The following is a 22,651-nucleotide window of genomic DNA, read 5'->3' on the forward strand; positions in this document are numbered from 1 at the left end:
TTTTATTTATTGATGGTAGCGTTGACTTTCATTGTTTTGAATTGCTTGCAGCAGGCTATTCGTGCAGGTACTTCTGTGACACGCCGCAAGTACGTTCCCTGTAGGCTCTGCCGTGACATCCATGTCACGGAAGGCCACAGCCGCACCTACACCCAGTTTCCATTCTCTTCGATTTAGCCTTATTAGTATGACTTAGGCAATCACAAGTTAAATCGTTTTTGGACAGAAATTGGTTAGAGTCAAAGCTCTTAAAGTGATGATTCTTATTAGGGAAAGTATGGCAAGCTGATATACGGTAACGCTACGTTACGCGGCAAATAATAGCAGGCTAAAATGTGTGAGGCACGAACAACAGCCAGCTGTTATTTGTCCATTTTAACGCCTTGTTAGTTGCTGATTACTGACTTACTCGTCGTTATTTTTTTCTTGTTTTTTCTTTTGTTCTAAGGCTATAGCGGCGCCAATTGCAATCCCAATCCCAATCCCTAGAGCTAGATTTCCAAGAGCTACACCAATACCAGAACCAATAGCGATCCCTATACCAAGACCAAATGCTACTGGATTCTTTTTAGTACGACAATCTTTGTTCCAATTACCCATTTGAATTCCCTAAGCAACTAACGCCCTGTTAACAGAAAAAAATAGTTGGTTAAAATTAGCGACGAAGGAGCAAAACCAACTGTTTTTTGTCCTTTTTTAACAGCTTGTTAGCTCTCTATTGCTTATAGGTATCAATATCTATAAGTGCCCCGATTTCACCGAGAAAGCTTATTGTACTTGGCTCAAAGCCTATTGCAGGAGTTGAATGTTTTTCATTAACTGAAAACCATAATACAACTTCAAGCCTAGGAACCAAGTTATACGTTTCAATTACACGTTTAAGCTTGTCTTTTATTGGCATAAGAGTATCAGTAATAGATTCTGCCATAGAAAATACGTCAATGTACTCGTTAACTATATTCTCCGTAGATAACTCCCAAGAATTTTTAGCCGGAAGTTTATTAGGAACTTTGGATCCTTTTATCTTCACAGACGTTGGCAATATGCCTAAAAGTTCTGTGACAACATCAGGCTCAAAGTCATCACCATCAAGTGCGAAATAAACCCTACCTTCGTTTGTTGCCAAACTTGCCTCCTACTCCTAGAGAGCTAACGCCCTGTTCTAGGGAATCCCCAGATAATTTCTTTTACAATCAATTAGTAGACACGCATGGTGCTGTTTGATCTAATCAATTTCGCCAAAAACAAACTAGAACAACACCATGCGCGACATTACAATACTACATGACTCTCTTAGCAATCAATGCTCTTCCATCCACAAAAAACGTCTTAATTCTCTTATGGTTGCCACTAAATCATTACTAGATTGCTGCCAGTCATTGATGCCGAGTTTAAGCGCCTTGAAGACGCTGGCGAGCTCAGTGATATCATCGAGGCGGCTGAGACTCGAGTGATTGCACACCAGCTTTTACAGTAATAGGGGCTGCCCCACTGTACCAGTATACATAGTGGTATCGTTTTTGGCCGAGTAGGACAGCGTTATCGAGTCCAGTAAAATCACTTAACATCCCTTGCTCAAAAAGTGCTGTGCCCAATACGCCCGTTTTGCCATGAACGTTTTGCTAAGCGTGGCATTTATAATCTAGATAGTAGTATTGCTCTGCTTGTTATTTGCTAAGCTTTGTTTATGTCGTTGTAAGAGCATTGGCTTACAAGCCTTTGCTAGGTTGCACTGTTTTCTCTAAATTGAATCTTGGCCTTAAAGTAAGGGAAACGTTTGAAAATTATATTTGCTTGCTGCGCTTTATTGCTGGTGCTGATAACTCAGGCTGCCTGCGCTGCTGATAGTCCGCTACAGACAAGCTACCGGTTTGCGTCTATTGAGTATTTGATAGAGCAAGAAGTGGCGCATGAAGTGATCCCTCAGATTTATCGAGGCTTAGACATTAAGGTCGATATATTACCTTTGCCTGGCAACCGTGCTCAATACGCTGCAGTGTCGGGAAAAATGGATGGCGAAGTAATGCGAATATGGAGCTATGGGGAAGACAACCCCAGCATGTTACGCGTGCCAACCCCCTATTATTATCTTGAAACCATGCCTTTTGTGCGTGCTGATAGTGGTATTTTGATCCGTGAACCCAAGGATCTGCAACCATATCGCGTGGTGAAAGTGAGGGGGGTTAAGCATACCAATAATATTACTGAAGGCCTGCCATATGTGAGAGACGTTGACAGTACCAAGATGATGTTTGAGTTATTGCAGAATCATCAGGCTGATGTTGCATTGACGAATAATCTAGATGGGCAGATCATGATACAGCGCTACCATTTTGACGATATTGCCGTTATGCCAAATCATCTGGGTCGCCTTGCGCTTTACCATTATTTGCATCCTAAGCATGCTAGCTTGCTACCTGTGATTGATGCAGAGCTGAAACGTCTTAAAGCGTTGCCAACCCTTAATAATATCATTAAGGCGGCTGAGATCCGTGTTATAGAACGACAACTCTTATTTGAATAACCTTCCTTTGTGGATGCCAAGCCATCTCGTGAGTCAGATGCCCGAATAACGACTTTGGGGTCAATCAGTATTCATCGCCCTAACCTAACTCTTTTCTGCTGCCTCACTCTGATATAGCGCCACTATTAAGGTAATTTCGCAGCTAGGAAATCGACCATTAATCGTACTTTTGGTGATAAATGACGATTATGAGGGTAGAGCGCCCATACGCCTTCGTTGGGTTCTTGGTATGAATTTAACACAGGCACCAGTGCGCCAGTTTCTAGATCATGACTTATGTAGTAATTGGGCAACTGTGCTAAGCCTAATCCTTTTAGCGCCGCGTCTCGCAGGCCGTGACCAGTGTTGCATTGTAGTGTGCCCGCCACTTTAATCTGCCGTTCACTCCCTTGGTCAATGAATCGCCAATAGTCATGATTACCCATTAAACAGTTGTGTTGACTCAGCTCTGATAGCGTATGAGGTTCGCCAAAACGTTTAAGGTAGGCTGGGGAGGCGCACACAAAGTTTATTCGCTGGCTAATGCGTTTTGCCATTAGGGTCGAATCTGCCAATTTTCCAATTCTAATAGCAAGGTCGATACCCGCATCAATCAAATTAACTTGCCGGTTTGTCAGCTCCACATTGATATCCACACTGGGGTAATTAAGCATGAAGTCATTGACGATAGGCAGTATATACTTTTCCCCGTAAGCCACTGGCGCGGTTATTTTTAGTAACCCTTGAGGCGTACCTTTTAAGCTGCTTAGGGCTCGTTCTGCTTCATCTAAGCCGTCGAGCACCTGCCGACAATGACGGTAGTATAGGGAACCTTCTTCGGTTAGCGATACTTTTCGTGTCGTGCGATACAAGAGCTTGGTATCTAGCCTGCGCTCCAATGCGCCGACTTGGCGGCTAACTTGCGCAGTGGAGATCCCAAGCCGTTTAGCCGCAGCAGTAAAGCTATCTGTTTCTGCGACCGCAACGAATTCACATACTCCTTCCCAACTTTGCATTGTTACTGTCTCGTAAAAATCATTTGCAGATTGACTAGATTATCATTCATATAGAAACAAATACAATAGGTGTCATCGTAAGACCAGAAATACTCAGTCAATTGCCACACCGGTTGCTCACAAAGCGACTAAATTGTAGGTGGCGCATCTACATCATCGAGGGAGTTAGAACCATGTCAGATAAATTTATTAAGTCAAAAGCCGCTATTGCTTGGGGCCCAGGTCAGCCGCTATCGGTAGAAGAGGTGGATGTAATGCTGCCTCGTGCTGGTGAAGTGTTGGTGAAGATTGTGGCAACAGGTGTTTGTCATACCGATGCATTTACCCTCTCGGGTGATGATCCCGAAGGCGTTTTTCCTGCTATTTTAGGTCATGAGGGTGGCGGTATCGTTGAGATGGTGGGTGAAGGTGTCACTAGCGTAAAAGTGGGGGATCACGTCATTCCGCTTTACACCCCAGAATGTGGTGAGTGTAAGTTCTGTAAATCGGGTAAGACCAACCTGTGTCAGAAAATCCGTGAAACTCAAGGTAAGGGGTTAATGCCCGATGGCACCACTCGTTTCTATAAAGATGGTGAGCCTATTTTCCATTACATGGGTTGCTCTACGTTCTCTGAGTACACGGTTTTACCTGAGATCTCATTAGCAAAGGTGAACCCTGAAGCCCCGCTTGAAGAGGTATGTTTACTAGGCTGTGGCGTAACAACCGGCATGGGTGCTGTATTGAATACCGCCAAGGTTGAGCCGGGTGCGAGCGTGGCGATATTTGGTATTGGCGGTATTGGTCTGTCTGCCATCATTGGAGCCACCATGGCAGGTGCTACGCGCATTATTGCCGTTGATATTAATGACAGTAAGTTTGAACTGGCACGCCAACTTGGTGCCACAGATTGCATCAACCCAAAAGACTATGACAAAGCTATTCAAGAGGTGATTGTTGAGCTAACCGATGGTGGCGTTGATTACTCTTTTGAATGTATTGGTAATGTCGATGTTATGCGCAGCGCGTTAGAGTGTTGTCATAAAGGCTGGGGCGAGTCGGTTGTTATTGGTGTGGCCGGTGCAGGGCAAGAGATCTCAACGCGTCCATTCCAGTTAGTGACAGGCCGCGTGTGGCGTGGTAGTGCCTTTGGTGGCGTAAAAGGGCGCTCAGAGCTGCCTGAGATTGTTGAAAAATACTTGCGTGGCGATTTCAAGTTGAGCGATTTCATTACCCACACTATGCCGCTTGAAGAGATTAACAGCGCTTTTGATCTGATGCATGAAGGCAAGAGTATTCGCTCTGTGGTGCACTTTGATAAATAACCGTTAAGCGTTAACCCCGAGCGCGACCGGTGAAATGTTGGTCGCGCAAGGTTAGGGACAGAAAATGACGATAGAAAATATTAGTAGTACTAAGAGTTTTGCCGGGTGGCATAAACAATATCATCACCAGTCGGGTGTGCTTAATTGTCAGATGCGCTTTGCGATTTACTTGCCACCTCAGGCGAGTGAGCGCAAGGTGCCTGTGCTGTATTGGTTATCAGGCTTAACCTGCACCGATGAGAACTTTATGCAAAAAGCGGGGGCTATGCGCATTGCCGCAGAGCTTGGCATCGCCATTGTGGCGCCAGATACCAGTCCGCGCGGACAAGGTGTTGCCGATGACCCTTCTGAGAGTTATGACTTGGGCTTAGGCGCAGGTTTTTACCTGAATGCCACACAAGCGCCATGGCGTGAGCATTATCAGATGTATGACTATGTTGTGCAGGAGTTACCTGAACTAATTGAACAACATTTTCCTGTCAGTAATGTCAGAGCCATTGCTGGGCATTCGATGGGCGGCCATGGCGCGTTAGTTGCTGGTTTACGTAACCCTGAGCGTTATCAGTCGATATCGGCATTTAGCCCGATAGTTAATCCGATAAACTGTCCATGGGGTCACAAAGCGTTTTTAAACTACTTAGGTAAAAACCGCGATAGTTGGATGCAGTACGATGCTTGTGAGTTGATGAAAGCGTCAAGCAGCGATATACCAGTGTTGGTGGATCAGGGAACAAGTGACAATTTTCTTGAAGAACAGCTTAAGCCCCATGCGTTAATCGAGGCGGCAGCGATAAATGAATACCCGTTAATCTTGCGTATGCAGGAGGGCTATGATCATAGCTACTACTTTATCGCGAGTTTTATTGAAGAGCATTTACGCTTTCATGCTAAGCACATGGGATAAGGGTTATCTGGTCATTAAAAAGCCGAACTAAAGTTCGGCTTTTTTGTATCGGGTACACGATAAACGATAGGTTTTAGCGGTTAAATTTCCACTCTGTCCATCTCAAGTTGTTGTAGCGCTATCACAGCTTGGGTGCGGTTGCGTACGCCAAGCTTTCTAAAAATTGCCGTAGCATGGGCCTTAATGGTGGCTTCAGAGACGCCTAAATCGTAGGCTATCTGTTTGTTTAGCAAACCTTCTGCAAACATCTGCAACACTTTATATTGCTGAGGCGTTAGGTCGGCAAGTTTGGCTGCCATCTGATCGGTGGCATCTTCATCTATCTGCTGCAGCTCCACATTGGCAGGTAACCAGATATCTCCGTATAACACGGCCGTGAGTGCATCGGCCAAGGTTTCCATTGATGATGATTTGGGAATAAACCCAGCACTGCCGTAATGCACCGCTCGACTGATTGTCATGGCATCTTCATGGGCTGAAATTACCACTACGGGTAACTCAGGAAAATGTGTGCGCAGATGAATGAGGGTCGAGTAGCCGTGGGACCCTGGCATCTGCAGATCCAATAACACTAGATCGTATGGGGCGTCAGTTTGCTCTAACAAGGTTTGCAGTGCGTCAGCACTATCTGCTTCAAACCAGTTGGTTTGCGCAAATGATCCACTTAATGCTTGCCGTAGGGCGTTTCTAAAAAGTGGATGATCATCGGCGATGATGATATTTAAATTTTCTAGCTTCATTGCTTTTTGATTATCTTTGTTGCACGTGAAGGTGAACACAATGTAACAGATAACAGGCTTAATATTCTACGGATTTTGATTGCGCTGAGGATAAATTTTAAAACAACATCTCAACCATCAGACTTAAGTCTAATGGTTGAGATGTTAAATGGGGAGTGGTTTTGCTAGGAGTCGGTCACCGCGTGATTAGCTGGATGCTAATGTGTTTAAGCACCCGTCCAGACTTTAGTCGGTTTACGCTCCTCATCGACGGCAACAAAGGTAAATACACCGCGAATAGCGTGTTCACGCAAGTCTTGATACATATCTTCGACAAAAATATTAACTTCGACTTTTAGTGAGGTGTTACCCACATGGATAACTTTGGCGATGATCTCTGCTAAGGTGCCCGCAGGAATCGCCTTATTAAAATCGATTCGGTCAGAACTTACTGTGACTAGAGGTTTGCGGCAAAATCGAGTGGCAGCAATAAACGCCGTTTCATCCATCCAAGCTAAGGCTTCACCGCCAAATAAGGTGTTGTGGTGGTTAGTGATTGAGGGAAATATCGCTTTAATAACGCGAGCTTCTGATTGCTCAATACGAGCGCTAACCGCGTCAGAAAATTGAGGCGGTGTTTGAGTTAGGGGCATACGGCAACCTATAGGTTATGCATTAAATACATTTCAAGGTTTAGACACTAAACACTTGCTGGGTATACAAGGACAAAAGGCTTCGATTAAGAAGCCTTATATTGGGATCACTAAGATTAAGCGAGCTTATTGATACGATGACGAGAGGCTTTGGCGAGTTTGCGCAGCAAAGTTTCAGACTCGCTCCAGTTTAAGCATGCATCAGTGATGCTTTTGCCATAAACCAGTGGTTCGCCTGCTACCACTTTTTGATTACCCTCTTCGATGAAGCTCTCAGCCATGATACCGGCAATGGCTGTTGAGCCATTTTCCATTTGGCGAATAATCTCATCAGCGACAACCAGTTGTTGTTGGTGCTGCTTTTGACTGTTGCCGTGGCTAAAGTCAACCACCATACGGTGAGAAACACCTACAGCGGTAAGCTGATCTGCAGCGGCTTCAATGTCGGCTTCATGGTAATTGGGTTGCTTGCCACCACGTAAAATAATGTGGCCATAGGGGTTACCACTGGTGCGGTACACTGCCATGGCACCATCTTTATCTGGCGAGTAGAAGATATGTGGCTCTTTAGCGGCGCGTACAGCATCGATAGCAATATTGATATTACCGTCAGTACCGTTTTTAAAGCCTACAGGGCAAGACAGCGCTGACGCCATCTCTCGGTGAATTTGGCTTTCAGTGGTGCGTGCACCCACTGCACCCCAAGTGATCAAGTCGGCTATATACTGGCCGTTTACCATGTCTAAGAATTCAGTCGCAATAGGCAGCTTAAGCTCGGTGATCTGCTGCAGCAGATGACGTGCTAGACGCAGACCCTTGTTGGCGTTAAAGCTGCCATCAAGATCAGGGTCGGATATCAAGCCTTTCCAACCGACTGTGGTGCGTGGCTTCTCAAAGTAGACGCGCATCAAGATACATAAATCATCTTTGAGCTCGTTATGTAGCACAGCTAAACGTTGAGCGTAATCAATCGCGGCATCAGTATCATGGATAGAGCAGGGGCCAATGATCACTAGAAGGCGCTTATCGTCGCCCGTAAGAATTGCTTCAACTTCTCGTCGTTGTTGTACTAAGTAGTCGGCGGCGTCTTGAGTAAGCGGGTATTCAGATGCGAGTTTTGCAGGTGAAATGGCCTTACATAGTAATGTGGTGCGTAGTTCGTCTGTTTTAATGGTCATTCAGTATACCGAGCATGTGTCTTGGCATTTCGCCTTATTGCCTCGGATTATAACCAATAGTTTGATGCTGCACAGTGCCTAAAACATGAAAATTACCAGTATTTGTAGACAACTGTGCAGTTGGGCGAAGATTTTTGGCTAATTTGGCTACCAAATTTGATGCCAATTTAAAACATGTGACGAGCCAACCCGGTTTTGTCGAGGATCTTGGTAGCGATCTCTTCAACTGAGTGATTGGTCGTATTAACAAAGGGAATTCGTTCCCGTTTGTACATCATTTCGACCTCTTTGACCTCAATACGACATTGGCGCAATGACGAGTAGCGGCTGTTTTCCATGCGGCTTTGACGGATCTCATGCAAGCGGACTGGATCGATCGTTAGACCAAATAGTTTGTGTTTATTCTTTTTTAACGCCTCTGGCAGTTTTAAGTTGTCCATATCATCTTCGATAAAAGGATAGTTTGCGGCTTTTATCCCAAACTGCATTGACAGATAGAGGCTACTTGGGGTCTTACCACAGCGTGAAACGCCCAATAACACTAGGTCTGCCTTGTCTATATGTTTGAGTGTTTGGCCATCATCATTTTCCATAGCGAAATTAATCGCATCGATACGAGCCTCATAACTATGATTGCCTTTACCGTGGGTACGATGCACCACAGGCGAGGCTTTGACACCGAGTTGATCCTCTAATGGGGCGACGAAAGTGTTCAAAAAATCATAATCTATGCATTCGCTACTATAGATGATGTCTCTGATCTCCGCTTTTACAATAGAATGGAATACAAGTGGTCGTTCACCTGTTGTAATAAAACAATCATTTATTTGGGCCTTCACGGATTCAGCTTTCTTAACTGTCTCTACAAATGGAATGGTAAGCGCTTCAAATTCAACTGGAAATTGAGATAGAACGGCGTGACCAAAAACCTCTGCTGTGATCGCCGTCCCATCTGAGATATAAAAGACTTTACGTAACATTCTGACCTCTTGTAGTAATAAAATTACAAATAAAATTATACATTTACGCGTGTTGTTAGGGAGTGTAAAATGCCGCTGCCCTCGTGTGAAGGGCCACACTGAAATAAACTTGCGGAGATAGAACTGTGCAGCAATATGTACTCTGGTATCAAGAATTAGGCATGGGTGACGTCAACAAGGTCGGCGGTAAAAACGCTTCTCTTGGGGAGATGATCAGCAATCTAGCTAATGCAGGTGTTCAAGTGCCTGGTGGCTTTGCGACCACCTCTTTTGCGTTCAATGAATTTCTTGAACAAAGCGGACTTAACCAGAAGATATACGACATTCTAGACGCTCTAGATGTAGATGACGTGAATGCACTCGCTACAGCCGGTGCACAGATCAGACAGTGGGTTATCGATACCCCATTCCATAGTGAATTCGAGCAGGTTGTACGTGAGTCGTATGACAAGCTTTCTTCAGAAACTCAAGATGCATCTTTCGCCGTGCGTTCATCAGCAACCGCTGAAGATATGCCAGATGCTTCTTTTGCCGGTCAACAAGAAACATTCCTGAACGTGAAAGGTTATGATTCTGTACTGGTCGCAATTAAACACGTATTTGCATCGTTATTTAATGACCGAGCGATCTCATACCGTGTACACCAAGGCTATGACCATAAAGGCGTAGCACTTTCTGCAGGTGTACAGCGTATGGTTCGCTCAGATACCGCAGCATCGGGTGTAATGTTTACCATGGATACTGAGTCGGGTAACAACGATGTGGTATTTATTACATCATCATTTGGCCTAGGTGAAATGGTAGTGCAGGGTGCGGTTAACCCTGATGAGTTTTATGTACATAAGCCAAGTCTAACTGCTGGTCACATGTCAGTGGTTCGTCGTAACATCGGTAGCAAGCTGATTCAGATGGTTTACTCAGATGACTTAAGTCATGGTAAGCAAGTTAAGATTGAAGATGTTGCTGCTGAAAAGCGTCGCCAATTCTCCATCAATGATGAAGAAGTCATGGAGCTTGCTAAACAAGCGATGGTCATCGAAAAGCACTACGGTCGTCCAATGGATATCGAGTGGGCAAAAGATGGCAATGACGGCAAACTTTATATCGTTCAGGCTCGCCCTGAAACTGTCCGTTCTCGCGAAGATGTGCAACTCATTGAACGCTACCACCTTAAAACTAAAGGTGATGTGATTGGTGAAGGTCGCTCAATTGGTCATAAAATTGGTAACGGTACTGCTAAGGTACTGGCTTCTATTGAAGATATGGACCAAATCCAAGAAGGCGATGTACTGGTTACCGACATGACTGACCCAGATTGGGAGCCAATCATGAAGCGTGCTAGTGCGATTGTCACGAATCGTGGCGGCCGTACTTGTCATGCCGCGATTATCGCGCGTGAACTAGGTGTACCTGCAGTTGTGGGTTGTGGCGACATCACTGACAAGATTAAACATGGTCAAGAAGTCACGGTATCTTGTGCTGAAGGCGACACTGGTTTTATCTACGAAGGTATTCAAGATTTCGAAGTGATGTCATCACGTGTCGATTCAATGCCTGAATTGCCAATGAAAATCATGATGAACGTGGGTAACCCTGACCGAGCGTTTGACTTTGCTCGTCTGCCTAATGAAGGTGTTGGTCTTGCGCGTCTTGAATTTATCATCAACCGTATGATCGGTATTCATCCGAAGGCCTTGCTAGAGTTCAACGACCAAACTGCTGAGCTACAACAAGAGATCCACGAGATGATCGCAGGTTATGAATCGCCTGTTGAATACTACGTAGCGCGTCTGGTTGAAGGTATTGCGACTATCGCATCGGCTTTCCATCCGAAGAAAGTGATTGTACGTATGTCAGACTTTAAGTCTAACGAGTACGCTAACTTAGTCGGTGGTGACCGTTACGAGCCAGAAGAAGAGAACCCAATGTTGGGATTCCGCGGTGCGAGCCGTTATATCTCTGAGTCGTTCCGTGACTGTTTTGCTCTTGAGTGTGAAGCGATTAAGCGTGTACGTGGTGAGATGGGTCTGACGAACGTTGAGATCATGATCCCATTCGTACGTACCCTTGAAGAAGCGGCGCAAGTGATTGAGCTACTTAAAGAGGAAGGCCTTGAGCGTGGTAAAGATGGCCTACGCGTCATCATGATGTGTGAACTACCGTCAAACGCCTTGCTTGCTGATCAGTTCCTTGAGTATTTCGATGGTTTCTCTATCGGTTCTAACGATTTAACTCAGTTGACCCTTGGTCTTGACCGTGACTCAGGCATCATCAGCCACCTGTTTGATGAGCGTAACCCAGCGGTGAAAGCCCTATTAGCGATGGCAATTAAGTCGGCTAAAGCGAAAGGTGCTTATGTTGGGATTTGTGGTCAAGGGCCTTCAGATCACGCTGACTTTGCAGTATGGCTAGTTGAACAAGGTATCGATACTGTATCACTAAACCCTGATACCGTTATCGACACTTGGTTATACCTAGGTGAAGCTCACGGATAATTATTCTTGAAATAGAATAAGCTAATTCGATAAAAGCCGCTTTTTAGCGGCTTTTTTTTGTTTATAATGGCTGCACTATTTTAATAACGATAAAGACAGAAACCACCATGCTACCTAAGTTATCTCATCAACAAACGCTTGAGCCTGTGTATTTCGATTTTCTCGACGCATTGGCCGAGAGTGGCTTTACGGGCGATATCGATAAACGCTATAGCGCGCGTCTTGCTCAGGCAACGGATAACTCTGTCTATCAATTTTTACCTCAAGCGGTACTCTATCCAAGAAATCAAACCGATATACGCATAGCACTCAAGCTGGCGGCCTCTGTTGAATTTGAAAAAGTGGTCTTCAGTGCGCGTGGTGGCGGCACGGGAACCAATGGCCAGTCATTGACTCATGGGTTGATCTTGGACTTGTCGCGATACATGAACCGCGTGCTTGAAGTGAATGCTGATGAGGGCTGGGTGAGGGTAGAAGCAGGCGTCATTAAAGATGCGCTCAATGATGCGCTGCGTCCACACGGTTTTTTCTTTAGCCCTGACTTGTCGACCTCAAACCGCGCAACCTTGGGGGGCATGATCAATACCGATGCATCTGGGGCGGGTTCACTGGTATATGGTAAAACCTCGGATCATGTATTGGCGCTTTCAAGCGTGCTTTATGATGGTAGTGTATTGGAAACCGGACCGTTGAACCATGAGGCGTTACAACTGCTCGAGCAAAATGCCTCGCCATCGCTGGGTCAGCGTTTGCAAAGGGATATTGCTAACTTGACGCTGCAACATCGTGATGAAGTTGCGGCGCGATTTCCTAAGCTTAACCGTTTTTTAACCGGTTACGATTTAAAAAATGTGTGGAATGAGTCATATGATGAGTTCAATCTTTCACGCATTTTGACGGGGTCAGAAGGGACCCTCGCGGTGATCACCGAAGCTAGGTTAGATATCACGCCGCTGCCAACAACGCGCATGATGGTGAATATTAAGTATGACTCGTTTCAATCGGCGTTGCGCCATGCTCCCGATCTGGTGAAAGCCAAAGCGACCGTGGTTGAAACGGTTGACTCAAAAGTGCTTAATCTCGCCAAGCAAGACATTATTTGGCATTCAGTTTCGTCATTGATAGAAGAGGTGCCAGGCAAGTCTATCGACGGTTTAAACATGGTCGAATTTGCGGGAGAGACTCAAGAGGTCGAAGATAAGGTCAAGCGCTTGTGTGAGCGGCTTGATACACAGATTGAAGCCCAAACTACGGGGCTGCTGGGTTATCAGATCACCGCCGATAAAGGCTCTATCAATACTATTTATGCCATGCGTAAAAAGGCGGTAGGCTTGCTGGGCGCTACCAAAGGCAGCCGCAAGCCAATAGCTTTTGCAGAAGATACAGCGGTACCACCAGAAAAACTGGCAGATTTTATCATGGAGTTTAGGGCCCTGCTCGATAGCCACAACTTACAATATGGCATGTTCGGTCACGTCGATGCTGGTGTGTTGCATGTACGTCCCGCATTAGACATGTGTGATCCCGCTGATGAGCGGTTGCTTAAAACTGTATCGGATCAAGTGGCGGCCTTAACCCTTAAATACGGCGGCTTAATGTGGGGCGAGCATGGTAAAGGCGTTCGCGGTGAATACGGCCCTGCCGTGTTTGGTGACACGTTGTTTGGTGTGCTCGAAGAGGTCAAGGGCCTGTTCGATCCGCTCAATAAACTTAATCCTGGTAAGTTAGTTGCACCCAAAGAGAGTGGCGCACTGTATTACAACGTAGACAGCGCTAAGCGTGGTGCTTTTGATCGACAAATTCCAGTTAATACTCGCGAAGCCTTTCCTGATGTGATGAACTGCAATGGCAATGGATTGTGTTTTAATTACAGCGTCTACTCGCCTATGTGTCCTTCGTTTAAAGTCACTGGAGATCGAGTGCAATCGCCTAAAGGGCGTGCAGGGTTAATGCGCGAGTGGTTGCGCTTATTAGAGTCAGAAGGCGTGGATGTTGAGGCGTTGGCAAAAGCTAAGCCATTAGGCTGGCTACAACGCACTCAAAACACGTTAAAGATGGACAGAGAGTATGATTATTCTCATGAGGTGATGGAGTCATTAAAAGGTTGTTTAGCCTGTAAGGCTTGCTCTTCTCAGTGTCCCGTTAAGGTCGATGTACCAAAGTTCAGAGCGCAGTTCTTTAATATTTATTATCAGCGTTACCTGCGTCCAGCTAAAGATTACCTTGTTGCGGGGATTGAGGACTCTTTGCCTTTGATGGCGATGATGCCAAAGATCACCAATGCCGTGTCGCAAAATCCGCTTAGCCAATGGGTCATTAAAAAGTCTTTAGGCTATGTTGATGCACCTGCTTTATCAGTACCAACACTGAAACAGAAACTTGAAAACCATTCTTGTCGTGGTTATGACCTCGCGGCACTTAATCAGATCCCAAGCGGTGAGCGGGATAAATATGTGCTGGTGGTTCAAGATCCATTTAATAGCTTCTATGAAGCTGAGACGGTTTATCACTTTATTAAACTGATAGAGAAACTGGGCTATAACCCTGTGCTGTTGCCGTTTAAACCCAATGGTAAACCAATACATATCAAAGGTTTTTTATCAAAATTTGCCAAGACCGCCCAGTCGAGTGCCGATTTTCTTAATCAGGTGTTTTCTCTTGGTATGCCAATGGTTGGTGTCGATCCTGCGATGGTGCTTTGCTATCGCGACGAGTACCAAGAGGTGCTGGGTGATCACCGAGGAGAGTTCAATGTGCTACTGGCCAATGAGTGGTTACTTAAGGTGGTTAATGAGCGACCAAAGAGTAAGGAGATAACACGTAACTTTACCTGGTTCAGCCATTGTACTGAGTCCACTACAAAACCCAATACTGGTAATGAGTGGAAAGTTATCTTTGAAAACTTGGGCGCAACACTTAGTACGGTCAATCTTGGTTGTTGCGGTATGGCGGGTACCTATGGCCATGAGAGTGATAACCAGACACGTTCTAAAGCATTGTTTGATATGTCCTGGGATAGCGCCATAAAACAGCTTCCGAGGGAGCAAATCTTGGTATCGGGCTATTCATGTCGTAGCCAAGTGAAACGGTTTGGTGGCTTTAAACCTCAGCATCCAGTACAGGCGCTCTTAGCACTACTAAATGATGAATGATAACAATTCGGCTCAGCATCAGTTGCAAACACTGATGTCGAGCCAAAACTTATGTCATGAGCAAGCGCTGTTTGAGATTGATGCACAAGGCAACTGGTTCTATCAGCAAGGCCCACTGCCTGACAAGTTCAGTCGGCTATTTTACTCTATTTTACACGGTATCGATGGGCAGTTTTTATTGATCACGCCAGTTGAGCGGGTAAGGGTAGAGGTGGCGGCATTTCCATTACTGATTGTCGATTACAATGTGGTTCAAGACGGGCGACTGTGTTTGACAACATCTATTGGCACTGAGTTTATCGTCGAAAATCATCATGCCTTTGAGATCCAAGCGCAAGATATCTTCGTATCATTACCAAGAGGATTGTCGGCAAAGCTTGGCCGTGCTTGTTACTATCGATTTGTAGATGAGTACCTGCTCGATAGCGATTAGCGCGACTGTTGACAATATTTATCTTGATTTAAGGTTAGGTAAGTTGCTCTTTGATAAGACTAATGGATTTCGTTACCAAATTTGTTGCCATCTTACCTAGTTTCTTGATCATCAAGTGGTAATATTAAATGAAATCTATGGATTTTAGGTGGGAGGTGCTGATTGAAACATTATGAAAGTTTGGGGTACTTAGTGTCTCACCTCAATATCGAGCTTCAAAAGGCGTTGGATGAGCGACTTAAGTGCTATGAATTAGACATCAAGTTATGGCCTGTGCTGTTTGCCCTATGGCAAGAGGAGGGGATAACGCAAACTGAACTGTCTAAGCGTTGTGATGTGGCAAACTACACAATGACGCGGCTCTTGGATCAATTACAGGTGCAGGGGTTAGTGACACGTCATCAAGAAGCAGACAATCGTCGTGCTTTTCAAATTTTCCTGACAGACAGCGGTAAAGCATTAGAGCAAGATTTAGTCCGTGAAGCTGAACGCGTCAATGAGCTGTTTTTAGCCAATTTAACCTCAGAAGAGTCTGTCGATTTTATTCGTTTATTGAACAAGGTGAATCGACTTAAGGCTGATGACACTCAATAGTCTCTATGACGATTGAGTAAATGCAAGAGCGTTATGTATGCCGCTTTAATTGTTTTTGTCCTGTAGAAATGACAGAGTAGACAGTCATTTTTGATTGTACTAAAAGGAATGTTTGAGATGATGAAATGCTTTGGTGTGGCGCTACTGGCAGTATCTTTGTGTGGTTGCTCAGTGAATATTAATAAACCTGCTAAGCAAAAGTCCAGCAGTGAAGTCGTGCAAGCTGACACAGGTTACAGCCAAGCGCTGACGTTGGCCAATGGTTACAGCTTAGTGGTGTCAGAAGGCGCCCTTGAGCCACGCTCTATAGGTAGTGTTACTGTGGCGCTCTATCGAGATTTAAGTGTGGGTGACTTTGTGTCTGCGGTCTCCTTTATGCGAGATGGCAGTGTATTGAAATCAAGTTTGGTTGAAAATGGTTCAGATAGACAAAAGATTACAGTCACCATGGCGACTACTGGCAGCGGAAATTATCAAAATAGCCAAAGTGTTTGTGTGGTGAATCAAGGGGTGTCGCTTTGCTAATGATATGGATGCTTGTCTGCGAGCAAGGTTAGGCTTCGACCTTGCTTCTGCTGTTTAGCTGATGTTGTCTAACTCAAGAGCAGAAATCCTAAGCTCGAAATTGCACAAAACATGACCGCACCTTGAAGTAGCTGCCTGCTGTGCAATAAACTCTCTTTTCCTTGCTTGATGCTGGCGATTAAACGATTTTGTTTGTAGATGCGGCAGATCATCTGGTCACTGCTTGGGTCAATAAGTAATTGAAATTTACAAGGGTTCCCATCGTGTAGCTGGACTTGGTGCTCACTGTTCTGACCGAAATTAAGCTTACTAGACACGCGTTTCCCATTGACATAGACCTGCTCTAATCCACTCCAGTTGCTGGCCTGTAATTCGACCAAGTCTTGGTTGAAATCATATTTGAAACTGACCATTAGCGTTCCTTGTCGATGATGTCGAGCCTCTAAGTCAAGCAGAGGATTATGACATTTACCAGTACGGTTTTATGAAAAAAATGTGTCCAAAGTTTATCCCTTTGGCAGCAATAGGAAATATGCCTTTATCATTTTTTTACCCTTTTTTGGCATTACTTATTCCTTGTGGATTCAAAATAAACAGGTTTAATTGGGAGATGAAAGACTTATATCCATGAGTATGAGCTCTGATTGTTTAGCGAGAGTTTAGCGGGTTTGAAGCAAGGTCCTTAATGGCTCCTCGGATCTAGCATCCTCGGTAATCACTCCATGCGTTACCCTACCTTCTAAATCCTAAATCCCTTTAGTGGTGCTTCGCCCTATTACCTATATCCATATAGTCGTGTTTTAAAGGTATTTAGCAACGAGTGAGAAGATGGCATCGGGTGGGCTAAAATTTACCTTTTAGACGTATTTGGGGCTATCTATTTCTGCGTTGAATAGGCTCACAAGGGAGTAACCTGTCTATCATCAGTCGTTGCCACAAACACACACTGAGTCGATCACATTCTTGTTCTGATTGGTATTAGGTTGACTCGTCTCATTTTAAGCTTGGCTATCGCGTTATTAGAGATGAAAAAAGCCACAGCAATGATCGCTGTGGCTTCTACTGTTTTGTCCCAGCGGCTAATAGCTTAGCGTGTTAGCCGTTAATAATTGCTCGTGCAAGTTCATCTGCAACATCTGCAGTGGTGCGGTTCTGCGAATCAGACATTTCAAAAACTTTGAGCAGTGTGTTGTAGATCTCTTCCACTTTTTTAGTCGATTTCTGCTCGTCGTAGTCTTTTTCAAATGACACATTGATAATGCCACCAGCGTTGATCACATAATCTGGCGCATACAGAATACCAAGTTCTTTAAGTTTCTCACCGTGACGGCTTTCAGCTAGTTGATTATTGGCACAGCCAGCAACGATTTTAGCCTTAAGCAGCGGGATGGTGGTGTCATTAATGGTGGCACCTAATGCACAAGGCGCATAAATATCGACATCTTGATGGTAGATATCTTGTGGCGCAACAACTGTGGCCCCAAACTCGGTAGCAACCTTGTCTAGTGAAGACTGGTGAATGTCAGTCACGATTAACTCAGCGCCCTCTTCATGGAGATGACGGCAGAGGTAGTATCCAACATGACCTACGCCTTGTATCGCGATTTTTAGCCCTTTTAGACTATCGATACCACGTTGATGCTTAACAGCTGCTTTAATACCTAGATACGTACCTAGTGCAGTAAATGGAGATGGATCGCCACTCTTGCCTTCAAGACCCGCCATGTAAGGTGTTTCTTGGTGCGCAATCATAATGTCACTGGTGGAAACGCCAACATCTTCTGCTGAATAATATTTGCCGCCAAGTGTATGAATACAACGACCGAATGCACGGAAAAGGGCTTCTCTATTTTCGACTTTAGGATCGGCGATAATCACAGACTTGCCACCGCCCATCGCCAAGCCAGCCAAGGCATTTTTATAGGTCATGCCACGAGATAGGCGCAATACATCCGTCAATGCTTCGTCATCTGATTCGTAATTCCACATTCTACACCCGCCAACGGCTGGGCCTAGGTTGGTATTGTGGATAGCAATGATAGCGCGCAAGCCGCTTTCTTTGTCATGACAAAATACGACCTGTTCATGATCGTCAAATGAGATATGGTTGAATACTGCCACTGAGTGTTCTCCGCTTGGGAATTAAAACGCCGAGCAGCAAAAAATGCCTGTTCGACGGCTTGTTATATTTATTGCAGAACGATAGCATTTAGCGATACTCTCACAAAGTAAAGATTTGGATTAATTGTGATCTGCGTGGCAATTTAGGTTTCCACCTTACGTTAACGTAAAGTCGGTGGTTGTTTTCGTCTGAAAACTACTATAGCCATAGTCTCGATAGCCAGTTCACAACATAACTATAAAAACAGGAAGTAGTATGACGGAACAAGCAGTCGATCAAACTCAACCTTTGAGTGAAGAACAAAGAGAAGCGCTGACTCAGCAGTGGATTAAAGAGCATTTTCAAAAAGCGAATCGCTTTCTGGCTGAGCAAGGTGTGATCCCAAGCAAGGTGATTGCTGAAGATAGCCGTTATCTTGCGCCGCTGCTTGCGGTGTGGAAGATGGAGTCTAAGCAACCTAAAGCACAGACGTTTTGGGTGATGTCTGGCGATTTACCTTCTGATTATGTGGATGTGAAAGTCGCTACTACAGCCCGTGACGCGATTCGTCACTTTTCGATGATGTGGCAATTGAAAGCGGAAAATTTGACGAATTCTGGTGCGATTAAAGATAAAACTCAAGCACAGTTTGCACAACTGTTAGTGTCTCGTGCTGAAAGCTTGTACCAGATCCACAATGACGAAAAACTGTGGAAAGAATCTTAAGTTATAGGTTCTGTTTTAAACAGGGATTGACAGGTTTTAGTTGTTAGAATGAAAATGGAAAGGCCGCCGTCTAGTCGTTAGATGGCGGCCTTTTTTATTGATTGATATAACTATGCCAGATAGGCGTAACCTTGATTGACTAGCCATAAAAAGTAGTCGGTTAACGTTTTATTGCTGCATAACGCCAATGCTTGTTGATGATCAAAGCTAAATTGATTTGCCAGTGTATCAAGCATCTCGTCAGTGAGGCCTTCAAGCGGGTATATCTCGCCGTTAATAAACAGACGTTGAACACTATCACCTTCAAGGCGAATGACTTTCAGGCCACCAATCCGTTGTAACAGCGCCCCTTCTTCGAAGGCTTCTAGCAGCTCATCTTGGCTGTATGGACCCTCTTGTTCACAGATATCTAATTCAAAGCGGTTTTGGCTTAATAGCTGTCCTAGCACCTGTTGATAGTGTTGAGGTTGGCTAAGTAACTCACTTAATAAGTTAACCATGCCCGATTGCTGCGCTTGAGTGAGCAAGCCTGCAGTGCTTGGCTCTGACAGAGAGGTAAAACGTTTCAGCCCAGTATTATTGTCGATTAAGTGATCGGCAATGCTGCTCATGAGTTCTTGCTGACTAGGCGCTCGAAAGCCAATGGAGTAACTTAGTGCAGTTTCGATGGTTTCACCACGATGAGGGAAGCCTGGCGGGATATAGAGCATATCGCCTGGCTCAAGAACCACATCGATCATTGGCTCAAAATCATCGATAAGTGCAGTATGTGTGTCTCCTCCACGCGGCGAATATTGCCCCAAAGGACCCACTTTCCAACGACGTTGGCCTTCACCTTGTAGTAGAAACACATCATAGTTGTCGATATGAGGGCCGACTCCGCCGCCAGGGGTGGCAAAAGAGACCATCAAATCATCAAAGCGCCAGTCTGGAATAAAGCGAAAAGACTCAACTAATGGGGCGCTATCTGGAAACCAATGGTTAACAGCTTGCACTAGCAGTTGCCAGTTATTTTCACCAAATGGTGTGTAGTCTTCGATAGGGCCTTGAATGATCTCCCAGTTATTGCCTTTGGTTAAGATGATCCGTGAGCTGATCTCCTCTTCACATGCTAGACCGGCCAGCTCTTCGGCTGTAATCGGATCGCTAAAGTTAGGAAACGCATTTTTGATCACTACAGGTTGCTTTTGCCAGTAGTGTTCAAGGAAGTCTGCATGGTCGAGATTGAGTGTGTACATGGTGTTTTTGGCTCACAGTAATAAGAGTGCACTGAGGGTAGTAGAGTATAAAACAATAAAGGCGGTAAGCATGTGCTCACCGCCTTTATTAACAAACGCCCAAAGGGTTTACTTTAACTCGTCGACAAACGCTTCAGCGCGGCCGATGTAGTTAGCTGGGGTCATTTTTTTCAGTTCAGCTTTAACCGCTTCAGGTAGTTCTAGGTTATCAATAAACTGGGCTAGTTGCTCACCATCGATACGTTTACCACGCGTAAGCTCTTTGAGCTTCTCATATGGCTTTTCGATGCCGTAGCGACGCATAACCGTTTGTACAGGCTCTGCTAAGACTTCCCAATTTTGATCAAGCTCATTGCGAAGTTGAGTTTCGTTCACTTCAAGCTTGCTGATCCCTTTAAGAGTGGCTTGGTAGGCGATAAGTGCATGAGCCATACCGACACCTAAGTTACGCAGAACGGTAGAATCGGTAAGGTCACGTTGCCATCTTGACACTGGTAGTTTGGCGGCAAGGTGCTGCATTAATGCGTTAGCAATGCCGAGGTTACCTTCAGAGTTTTCAAAGTCGATTGGGTTCACTTTATGCGGCATGGTTGAAGAACCAATTTCGCCAGCAATGGTTTTTTGCTTAAAGTGGCCAAGAGCAATATAACCCCAGATATCACGGTCAAAATCGATAAGCACTGTATTAAAGCGCGCGACAGCATCAAATAACTCGGCAATATAGTCATGAGGCTCGATTTGGGTCGTGTAGGGATTCCAGTTTAGACCTAGGCTGGTGACAAAACGCTGTGATAGCGCATGCCAATCGACTTCAGGGTAGGCTGAAAGGTGTGCGTTGTAGTTACCGACGGCACCGTTAATTTTACCCATCACTTCAACAGCTTGGATTTGCTTAAGTTGACGCTCTAAACGCACGGCTACGTTAGCCATCTCTTTACCTAACGTCGAAGGAGAGGCTGGCTGACCATGGGTACGAGACATGAGAGGGACTGAGCGGTACTCAGTTGCTAGATTTTTAATGGCATCAACAATCTGCTGGCAATATGGCACTAATACTTGCTCGCGCGCTTCAGACAACATTAAACCATGAGATAGGTTATTAATATCTTCTGAGGTGCAGGCAAAGTGGACGAATTCGTCAATGGCAACAAGTTCTGCATTGCCAGCAATTTTCTCTTTGATAAAGTACTCAACCGCTTTAACGTCATGGTTGGTCGTGGCTTCGATGGCTTTAACGCGCAGTGCGTCTTGCTCACTAAAGTTATCTTTGATTTGATCGAGAAGGGCTAATGCTGCTTCGCTAAATGGTGGAACTTCTTCAATTTCTGGGCAGCTAGAAAGCAGCTTTAACCAGTTGATTTCGACTTGAACACGGTATTTGGTCAGGCTGTACTCGCTGAAAATCCCTCGTAATGAGGCGGTTTTACTACCATAACGACCGTCTACCGGAGAGATAGCAGTTAGTGCGGAAAGTTCCATTAGAAGCTCCTTTAATGAACTTGACTTATTATTTATAGGGTGAGGCTTTTATTAGCTATGTCGACTATTGTTTTTCTTGAGAAGACAAGGTGTCTACGCTTGCCTCCTAATTGGCGCCATAATACGGCACTGCGCATGGCAGCAAGTAATAGAGCGCGTATTTTTTGTTGTACTAGCGGTTGTTTAAGAAATTCAGGGTTACCTGCTATCTGTATTTTTGGGCCCAAATTACTAATGATATCGCTGTATATTCCAGCAAAATTACCGACAACCTGATCATCAGTAATGGCAAAGTGATGCAGCTGACGATGTACCTGATTGATGCGCTCGCTGAGCATACCCATAGAGTTTGAAGCTCTAGATAGTTTACGCTCTAGGGCTAAAATGCCGATTAAATAGCGAGTGATCTCAACATCTTTTTGCTTATCATCACCAAGTTGATTAATGATTAGCTGATAGCCCTGCTTCAGTGACACCTTATCGGCATAAACATCGCTAGTATTGTCTGGGTTAGTGACTAATATGGTATTTAAACAGGCGGCGAGGGCTTCGCCATCGGCTTGACCGTGACGGGCAACGCGCTGCACCTGCGAGATGGCTTGCAGGATACCCGCAAAAGCCATGGTTCTGTCGAAAATTGGCTCGCTCACG

The 22,651-nt window shown here is 45.0% G+C and carries 22 protein-coding genes; 9 read left to right on the top strand and 13 right to left on the bottom strand.

Annotated elements, in window-relative coordinates:
* Positions 1 to 6: 6 nt before the first annotated feature.
* The 3 genes from L876_RS23210 to L876_RS0116380 all read right to left on the bottom strand — a co-directional run bounded on the left by L876_RS23210 (position 7) and on the right by L876_RS0116380 (position 1,126).
* Positions 7 to 138 carry a hypothetical protein gene (locus tag L876_RS23210; protein WP_259651127.1) on the bottom strand — a complete coding sequence of 44 codons (132 nt, stop codon included), beginning with the start codon at positions 136 to 138 and terminating at the stop codon, positions 7 to 9.
* A 267-nt stretch (positions 139 to 405) separates the two neighbouring features.
* Positions 406 to 600 carry a glycine zipper domain-containing protein gene (locus tag L876_RS0116375; protein ID WP_028764780.1) on the bottom strand — a complete coding sequence of 65 codons (195 nt, stop codon included), beginning with the start codon at positions 598 to 600 and terminating at the stop codon, positions 406 to 408.
* A gap of 115 nt (positions 601 to 715) precedes the next feature.
* Positions 716 to 1,126: a DUF4279 domain-containing protein gene (locus L876_RS0116380; RefSeq protein ID WP_028764781.1), complete on the bottom strand. Its 411-nt coding sequence runs from the start codon at positions 1,124 to 1,126 to the stop codon at positions 716 to 718.
* A 651-nt stretch (positions 1,127 to 1,777) separates the two neighbouring features.
* Here L876_RS0116380 and L876_RS22345 point away from each other — a divergent pair.
* A complete protein-coding gene (locus L876_RS22345) occupies positions 1,778 to 2,524 on the top strand; it encodes a substrate-binding periplasmic protein (RefSeq protein WP_245686923.1) in 747 nt (248 codons plus the stop codon).
* 125 nt (positions 2,525 to 2,649) lie between these two features.
* Here the strand turns inward: L876_RS22345 and L876_RS0116395 are convergent, their stop codons facing one another.
* On the bottom strand, positions 2,650 to 3,519 hold the full coding sequence (locus L876_RS0116395) for a LysR family transcriptional regulator (RefSeq protein ID WP_028764782.1): 870 nt from the start codon (positions 3,517 to 3,519) through the stop codon (positions 2,650 to 2,652).
* 173 nt (positions 3,520 to 3,692) lie between these two features.
* Here L876_RS0116395 and L876_RS0116400 point away from each other — a divergent pair, with 173 nt between their 5' ends.
* Both L876_RS0116400 and fghA read left to right on the top strand, forming a co-directional pair.
* Entirely contained in the window at positions 3,693 to 4,823 is a 1,131-nt protein-coding gene (locus L876_RS0116400) for an S-(hydroxymethyl)glutathione dehydrogenase/class III alcohol dehydrogenase (protein WP_028764783.1), read from the top strand.
* 64 nt (positions 4,824 to 4,887) lie between these two features.
* Positions 4,888 to 5,727 (top strand): S-formylglutathione hydrolase, encoded by an 840-nt coding sequence (gene fghA, locus L876_RS0116405; protein WP_028764784.1) that lies wholly within the window; start codon positions 4,888 to 4,890, stop codon positions 5,725 to 5,727.
* 80 nt (positions 5,728 to 5,807) lie between these two features.
* On the opposite strand, the gene L876_RS0116410 is transcribed toward fghA, so the two are convergent.
* From L876_RS0116410 to ppsR, 4 genes are all read right to left on the bottom strand, one after another.
* Complete coding sequence (locus tag L876_RS0116410; protein ID WP_028764785.1) at positions 5,808 to 6,467, bottom strand: response regulator transcription factor; 660 nt, start codon at positions 6,465 to 6,467, stop codon at positions 5,808 to 5,810.
* 206 nt (positions 6,468 to 6,673) lie between these two features.
* Positions 6,674 to 7,099, bottom strand: coding sequence for an acyl-CoA thioesterase (locus L876_RS0116415; RefSeq protein WP_028764786.1), 426 nt, complete (start codon positions 7,097 to 7,099; stop codon positions 6,674 to 6,676).
* 116 nt (positions 7,100 to 7,215) lie between these two features.
* Complete coding sequence (locus tag L876_RS0116420) at positions 7,216 to 8,277, bottom strand: 3-deoxy-7-phosphoheptulonate synthase (protein ID WP_028764787.1); 1,062 nt, start codon at positions 8,275 to 8,277, stop codon at positions 7,216 to 7,218.
* Positions 8,278 to 8,444: 167 nt separating this feature from the next.
* Positions 8,445 to 9,257 (bottom strand): posphoenolpyruvate synthetase regulatory kinase/phosphorylase PpsR, encoded by an 813-nt coding sequence (gene ppsR, locus L876_RS0116425; protein ID WP_028764788.1) that lies wholly within the window; start codon positions 9,255 to 9,257, stop codon positions 8,445 to 8,447.
* 125 nt (positions 9,258 to 9,382) lie between these two features.
* On the opposite strand from ppsR, the gene ppsA reads away from it, so the two are divergent.
* The 5 genes from ppsA to L876_RS0116450 all read left to right on the top strand — a co-directional run bounded on the left by ppsA (position 9,383) and on the right by L876_RS0116450 (position 16,456).
* The gene (gene ppsA, locus L876_RS0116430) at positions 9,383 to 11,752 is read left to right on the top strand and encodes a phosphoenolpyruvate synthase (protein ID WP_028764789.1); all 2,370 of its coding nucleotides are present in this window, start codon (positions 9,383 to 9,385) and stop codon (positions 11,750 to 11,752) included.
* A 107-nt stretch (positions 11,753 to 11,859) separates the two neighbouring features.
* Positions 11,860 to 14,904 (top strand): D-2-hydroxyglutarate dehydrogenase YdiJ, encoded by a 3,045-nt coding sequence (gene ydiJ / locus L876_RS0116435; protein ID WP_028764790.1) that lies wholly within the window; start codon positions 11,860 to 11,862, stop codon positions 14,902 to 14,904.
* Entirely contained in the window at positions 14,894 to 15,337 is a 444-nt protein-coding gene (locus tag L876_RS0116440) for a DUF1285 domain-containing protein (protein WP_156029447.1), read from the top strand. The genes ydiJ and L876_RS0116440 overlap by 11 nt, the downstream gene beginning before the upstream one ends.
* Before the next feature lie 162 nt (positions 15,338 to 15,499).
* Positions 15,500 to 15,931 carry a MarR family winged helix-turn-helix transcriptional regulator gene (locus L876_RS0116445; protein WP_028764792.1) on the top strand — a complete coding sequence of 144 codons (432 nt, stop codon included), beginning with the start codon at positions 15,500 to 15,502 and terminating at the stop codon, positions 15,929 to 15,931.
* A gap of 117 nt (positions 15,932 to 16,048) precedes the next feature.
* Positions 16,049 to 16,456 (top strand): PliI family lysozyme inhibitor of I-type lysozyme, encoded by a 408-nt coding sequence (locus L876_RS0116450; protein WP_248674649.1) that lies wholly within the window; start codon positions 16,049 to 16,051, stop codon positions 16,454 to 16,456.
* Between the two features lie 68 nt (positions 16,457 to 16,524).
* Here L876_RS0116450 and L876_RS0116455 read toward each other — a convergent pair whose 3' ends face one another.
* Positions 16,525 to 16,869 carry a hypothetical protein gene (locus tag L876_RS0116455; protein ID WP_028764794.1) on the bottom strand — a complete coding sequence of 115 codons (345 nt, stop codon included), beginning with the start codon at positions 16,867 to 16,869 and terminating at the stop codon, positions 16,525 to 16,527.
* 682 nt (positions 16,870 to 17,551) lie between these two features.
* Positions 17,552 to 18,577: a Glu/Leu/Phe/Val dehydrogenase dimerization domain-containing protein gene (locus L876_RS0116460; RefSeq protein ID WP_028764795.1), complete on the bottom strand. Its 1,026-nt coding sequence runs from the start codon at positions 18,575 to 18,577 to the stop codon at positions 17,552 to 17,554.
* Between the two features lie 256 nt (positions 18,578 to 18,833).
* Here L876_RS0116460 and L876_RS0116465 point away from each other — a divergent pair, with 256 nt between their 5' ends.
* Positions 18,834 to 19,283, top strand: coding sequence for a DUF4826 family protein (locus L876_RS0116465; RefSeq protein WP_028764796.1), 450 nt, complete (start codon positions 18,834 to 18,836; stop codon positions 19,281 to 19,283).
* 110 nt (positions 19,284 to 19,393) lie between these two features.
* Here the strand turns inward: L876_RS0116465 and L876_RS0116470 are convergent, their stop codons facing one another.
* From L876_RS0116470 to hflD, 3 genes are all read right to left on the bottom strand, one after another.
* Entirely contained in the window at positions 19,394 to 20,521 is a 1,128-nt protein-coding gene (locus L876_RS0116470) for a ribosomal protein uL16 3-hydroxylase (RefSeq protein ID WP_028764797.1), read from the bottom strand.
* 108 nt (positions 20,522 to 20,629) lie between these two features.
* Positions 20,630 to 22,000, bottom strand: a complete 1,371-nt coding sequence (gene purB / locus L876_RS0116475; protein WP_028764798.1) for an adenylosuccinate lyase — start codon at positions 21,998 to 22,000, stop codon at positions 20,630 to 20,632.
* 32 nt (positions 22,001 to 22,032) lie between these two features.
* A complete protein-coding gene (gene hflD / locus L876_RS0116480; RefSeq protein ID WP_028764799.1) occupies positions 22,033 to 22,650 on the bottom strand; it encodes a high frequency lysogenization protein HflD in 618 nt (205 codons plus the stop codon).
* Between the last annotated feature and the right edge of the window lies 1 nt (position 22,651).

The sequence above is a fragment of the Shewanella colwelliana ATCC 39565 genome, assembly GCF_000518705.1.
Lineage (GTDB): Bacteria > Pseudomonadota > Gammaproteobacteria > Enterobacterales > Shewanellaceae > Shewanella > Shewanella colwelliana.

What these genes read in the sequence shown, in the direction of transcription:
- L876_RS0116375 (WP_028764780.1), bottom strand. Translation starts at nt 600, where the DNA reads ATGGGTAATTGGAACAAAGATTGTCGTACTAAAAAGAATCCAGTAGCA.
- L876_RS0116395 (WP_028764782.1), bottom strand. Translation starts at nt 3,519, where the DNA reads ATGCAAAGTTGGGAAGGAGTATGTGAATTCGTTGCGGTCGCAGAAACA.
- L876_RS0116400 (WP_028764783.1), top strand. Translation starts at nt 3,693, where the DNA reads ATGTCAGATAAATTTATTAAGTCAAAAGCCGCTATTGCTTGGGGCCCA.
- fghA (WP_028764784.1), top strand. Translation starts at nt 4,888, where the DNA reads ATGACGATAGAAAATATTAGTAGTACTAAGAGTTTTGCCGGGTGGCAT.
- L876_RS0116410 (WP_028764785.1), bottom strand. Translation starts at nt 6,467, where the DNA reads ATGAAGCTAGAAAATTTAAATATCATCATCGCCGATGATCATCCACTT.
- L876_RS0116415 (WP_028764786.1), bottom strand. Translation starts at nt 7,099, where the DNA reads ATGCCCCTAACTCAAACACCGCCTCAATTTTCTGACGCGGTTAGCGCT.
- L876_RS0116420 (WP_028764787.1), bottom strand. Translation starts at nt 8,277, where the DNA reads ATGACCATTAAAACAGACGAACTACGCACCACATTACTATGTAAGGCC.
- ppsR (WP_028764788.1), bottom strand. Translation starts at nt 9,257, where the DNA reads ATGTTACGTAAAGTCTTTTATATCTCAGATGGGACGGCGATCACAGCA.
- ydiJ (WP_028764790.1), top strand. Translation starts at nt 11,860, where the DNA reads ATGCTACCTAAGTTATCTCATCAACAAACGCTTGAGCCTGTGTATTTC.
- L876_RS0116440 (WP_156029447.1), top strand. Translation starts at nt 14,894, where the DNA reads ATGATGAATGATAACAATTCGGCTCAGCATCAGTTGCAAACACTGATG.
- L876_RS0116450 (WP_248674649.1), top strand. Translation starts at nt 16,049, where the DNA reads ATGATGAAATGCTTTGGTGTGGCGCTACTGGCAGTATCTTTGTGTGGT.
- L876_RS0116455 (WP_028764794.1), bottom strand. Translation starts at nt 16,869, where the DNA reads ATGGTCAGTTTCAAATATGATTTCAACCAAGACTTGGTCGAATTACAG.
- L876_RS0116465 (WP_028764796.1), top strand. Translation starts at nt 18,834, where the DNA reads ATGACGGAACAAGCAGTCGATCAAACTCAACCTTTGAGTGAAGAACAA.
- L876_RS0116470 (WP_028764797.1), bottom strand. Translation starts at nt 20,521, where the DNA reads ATGTACACACTCAATCTCGACCATGCAGACTTCCTTGAACACTACTGG.
- purB (WP_028764798.1), bottom strand. Translation starts at nt 22,000, where the DNA reads ATGGAACTTTCCGCACTAACTGCTATCTCTCCGGTAGACGGTCGTTAT.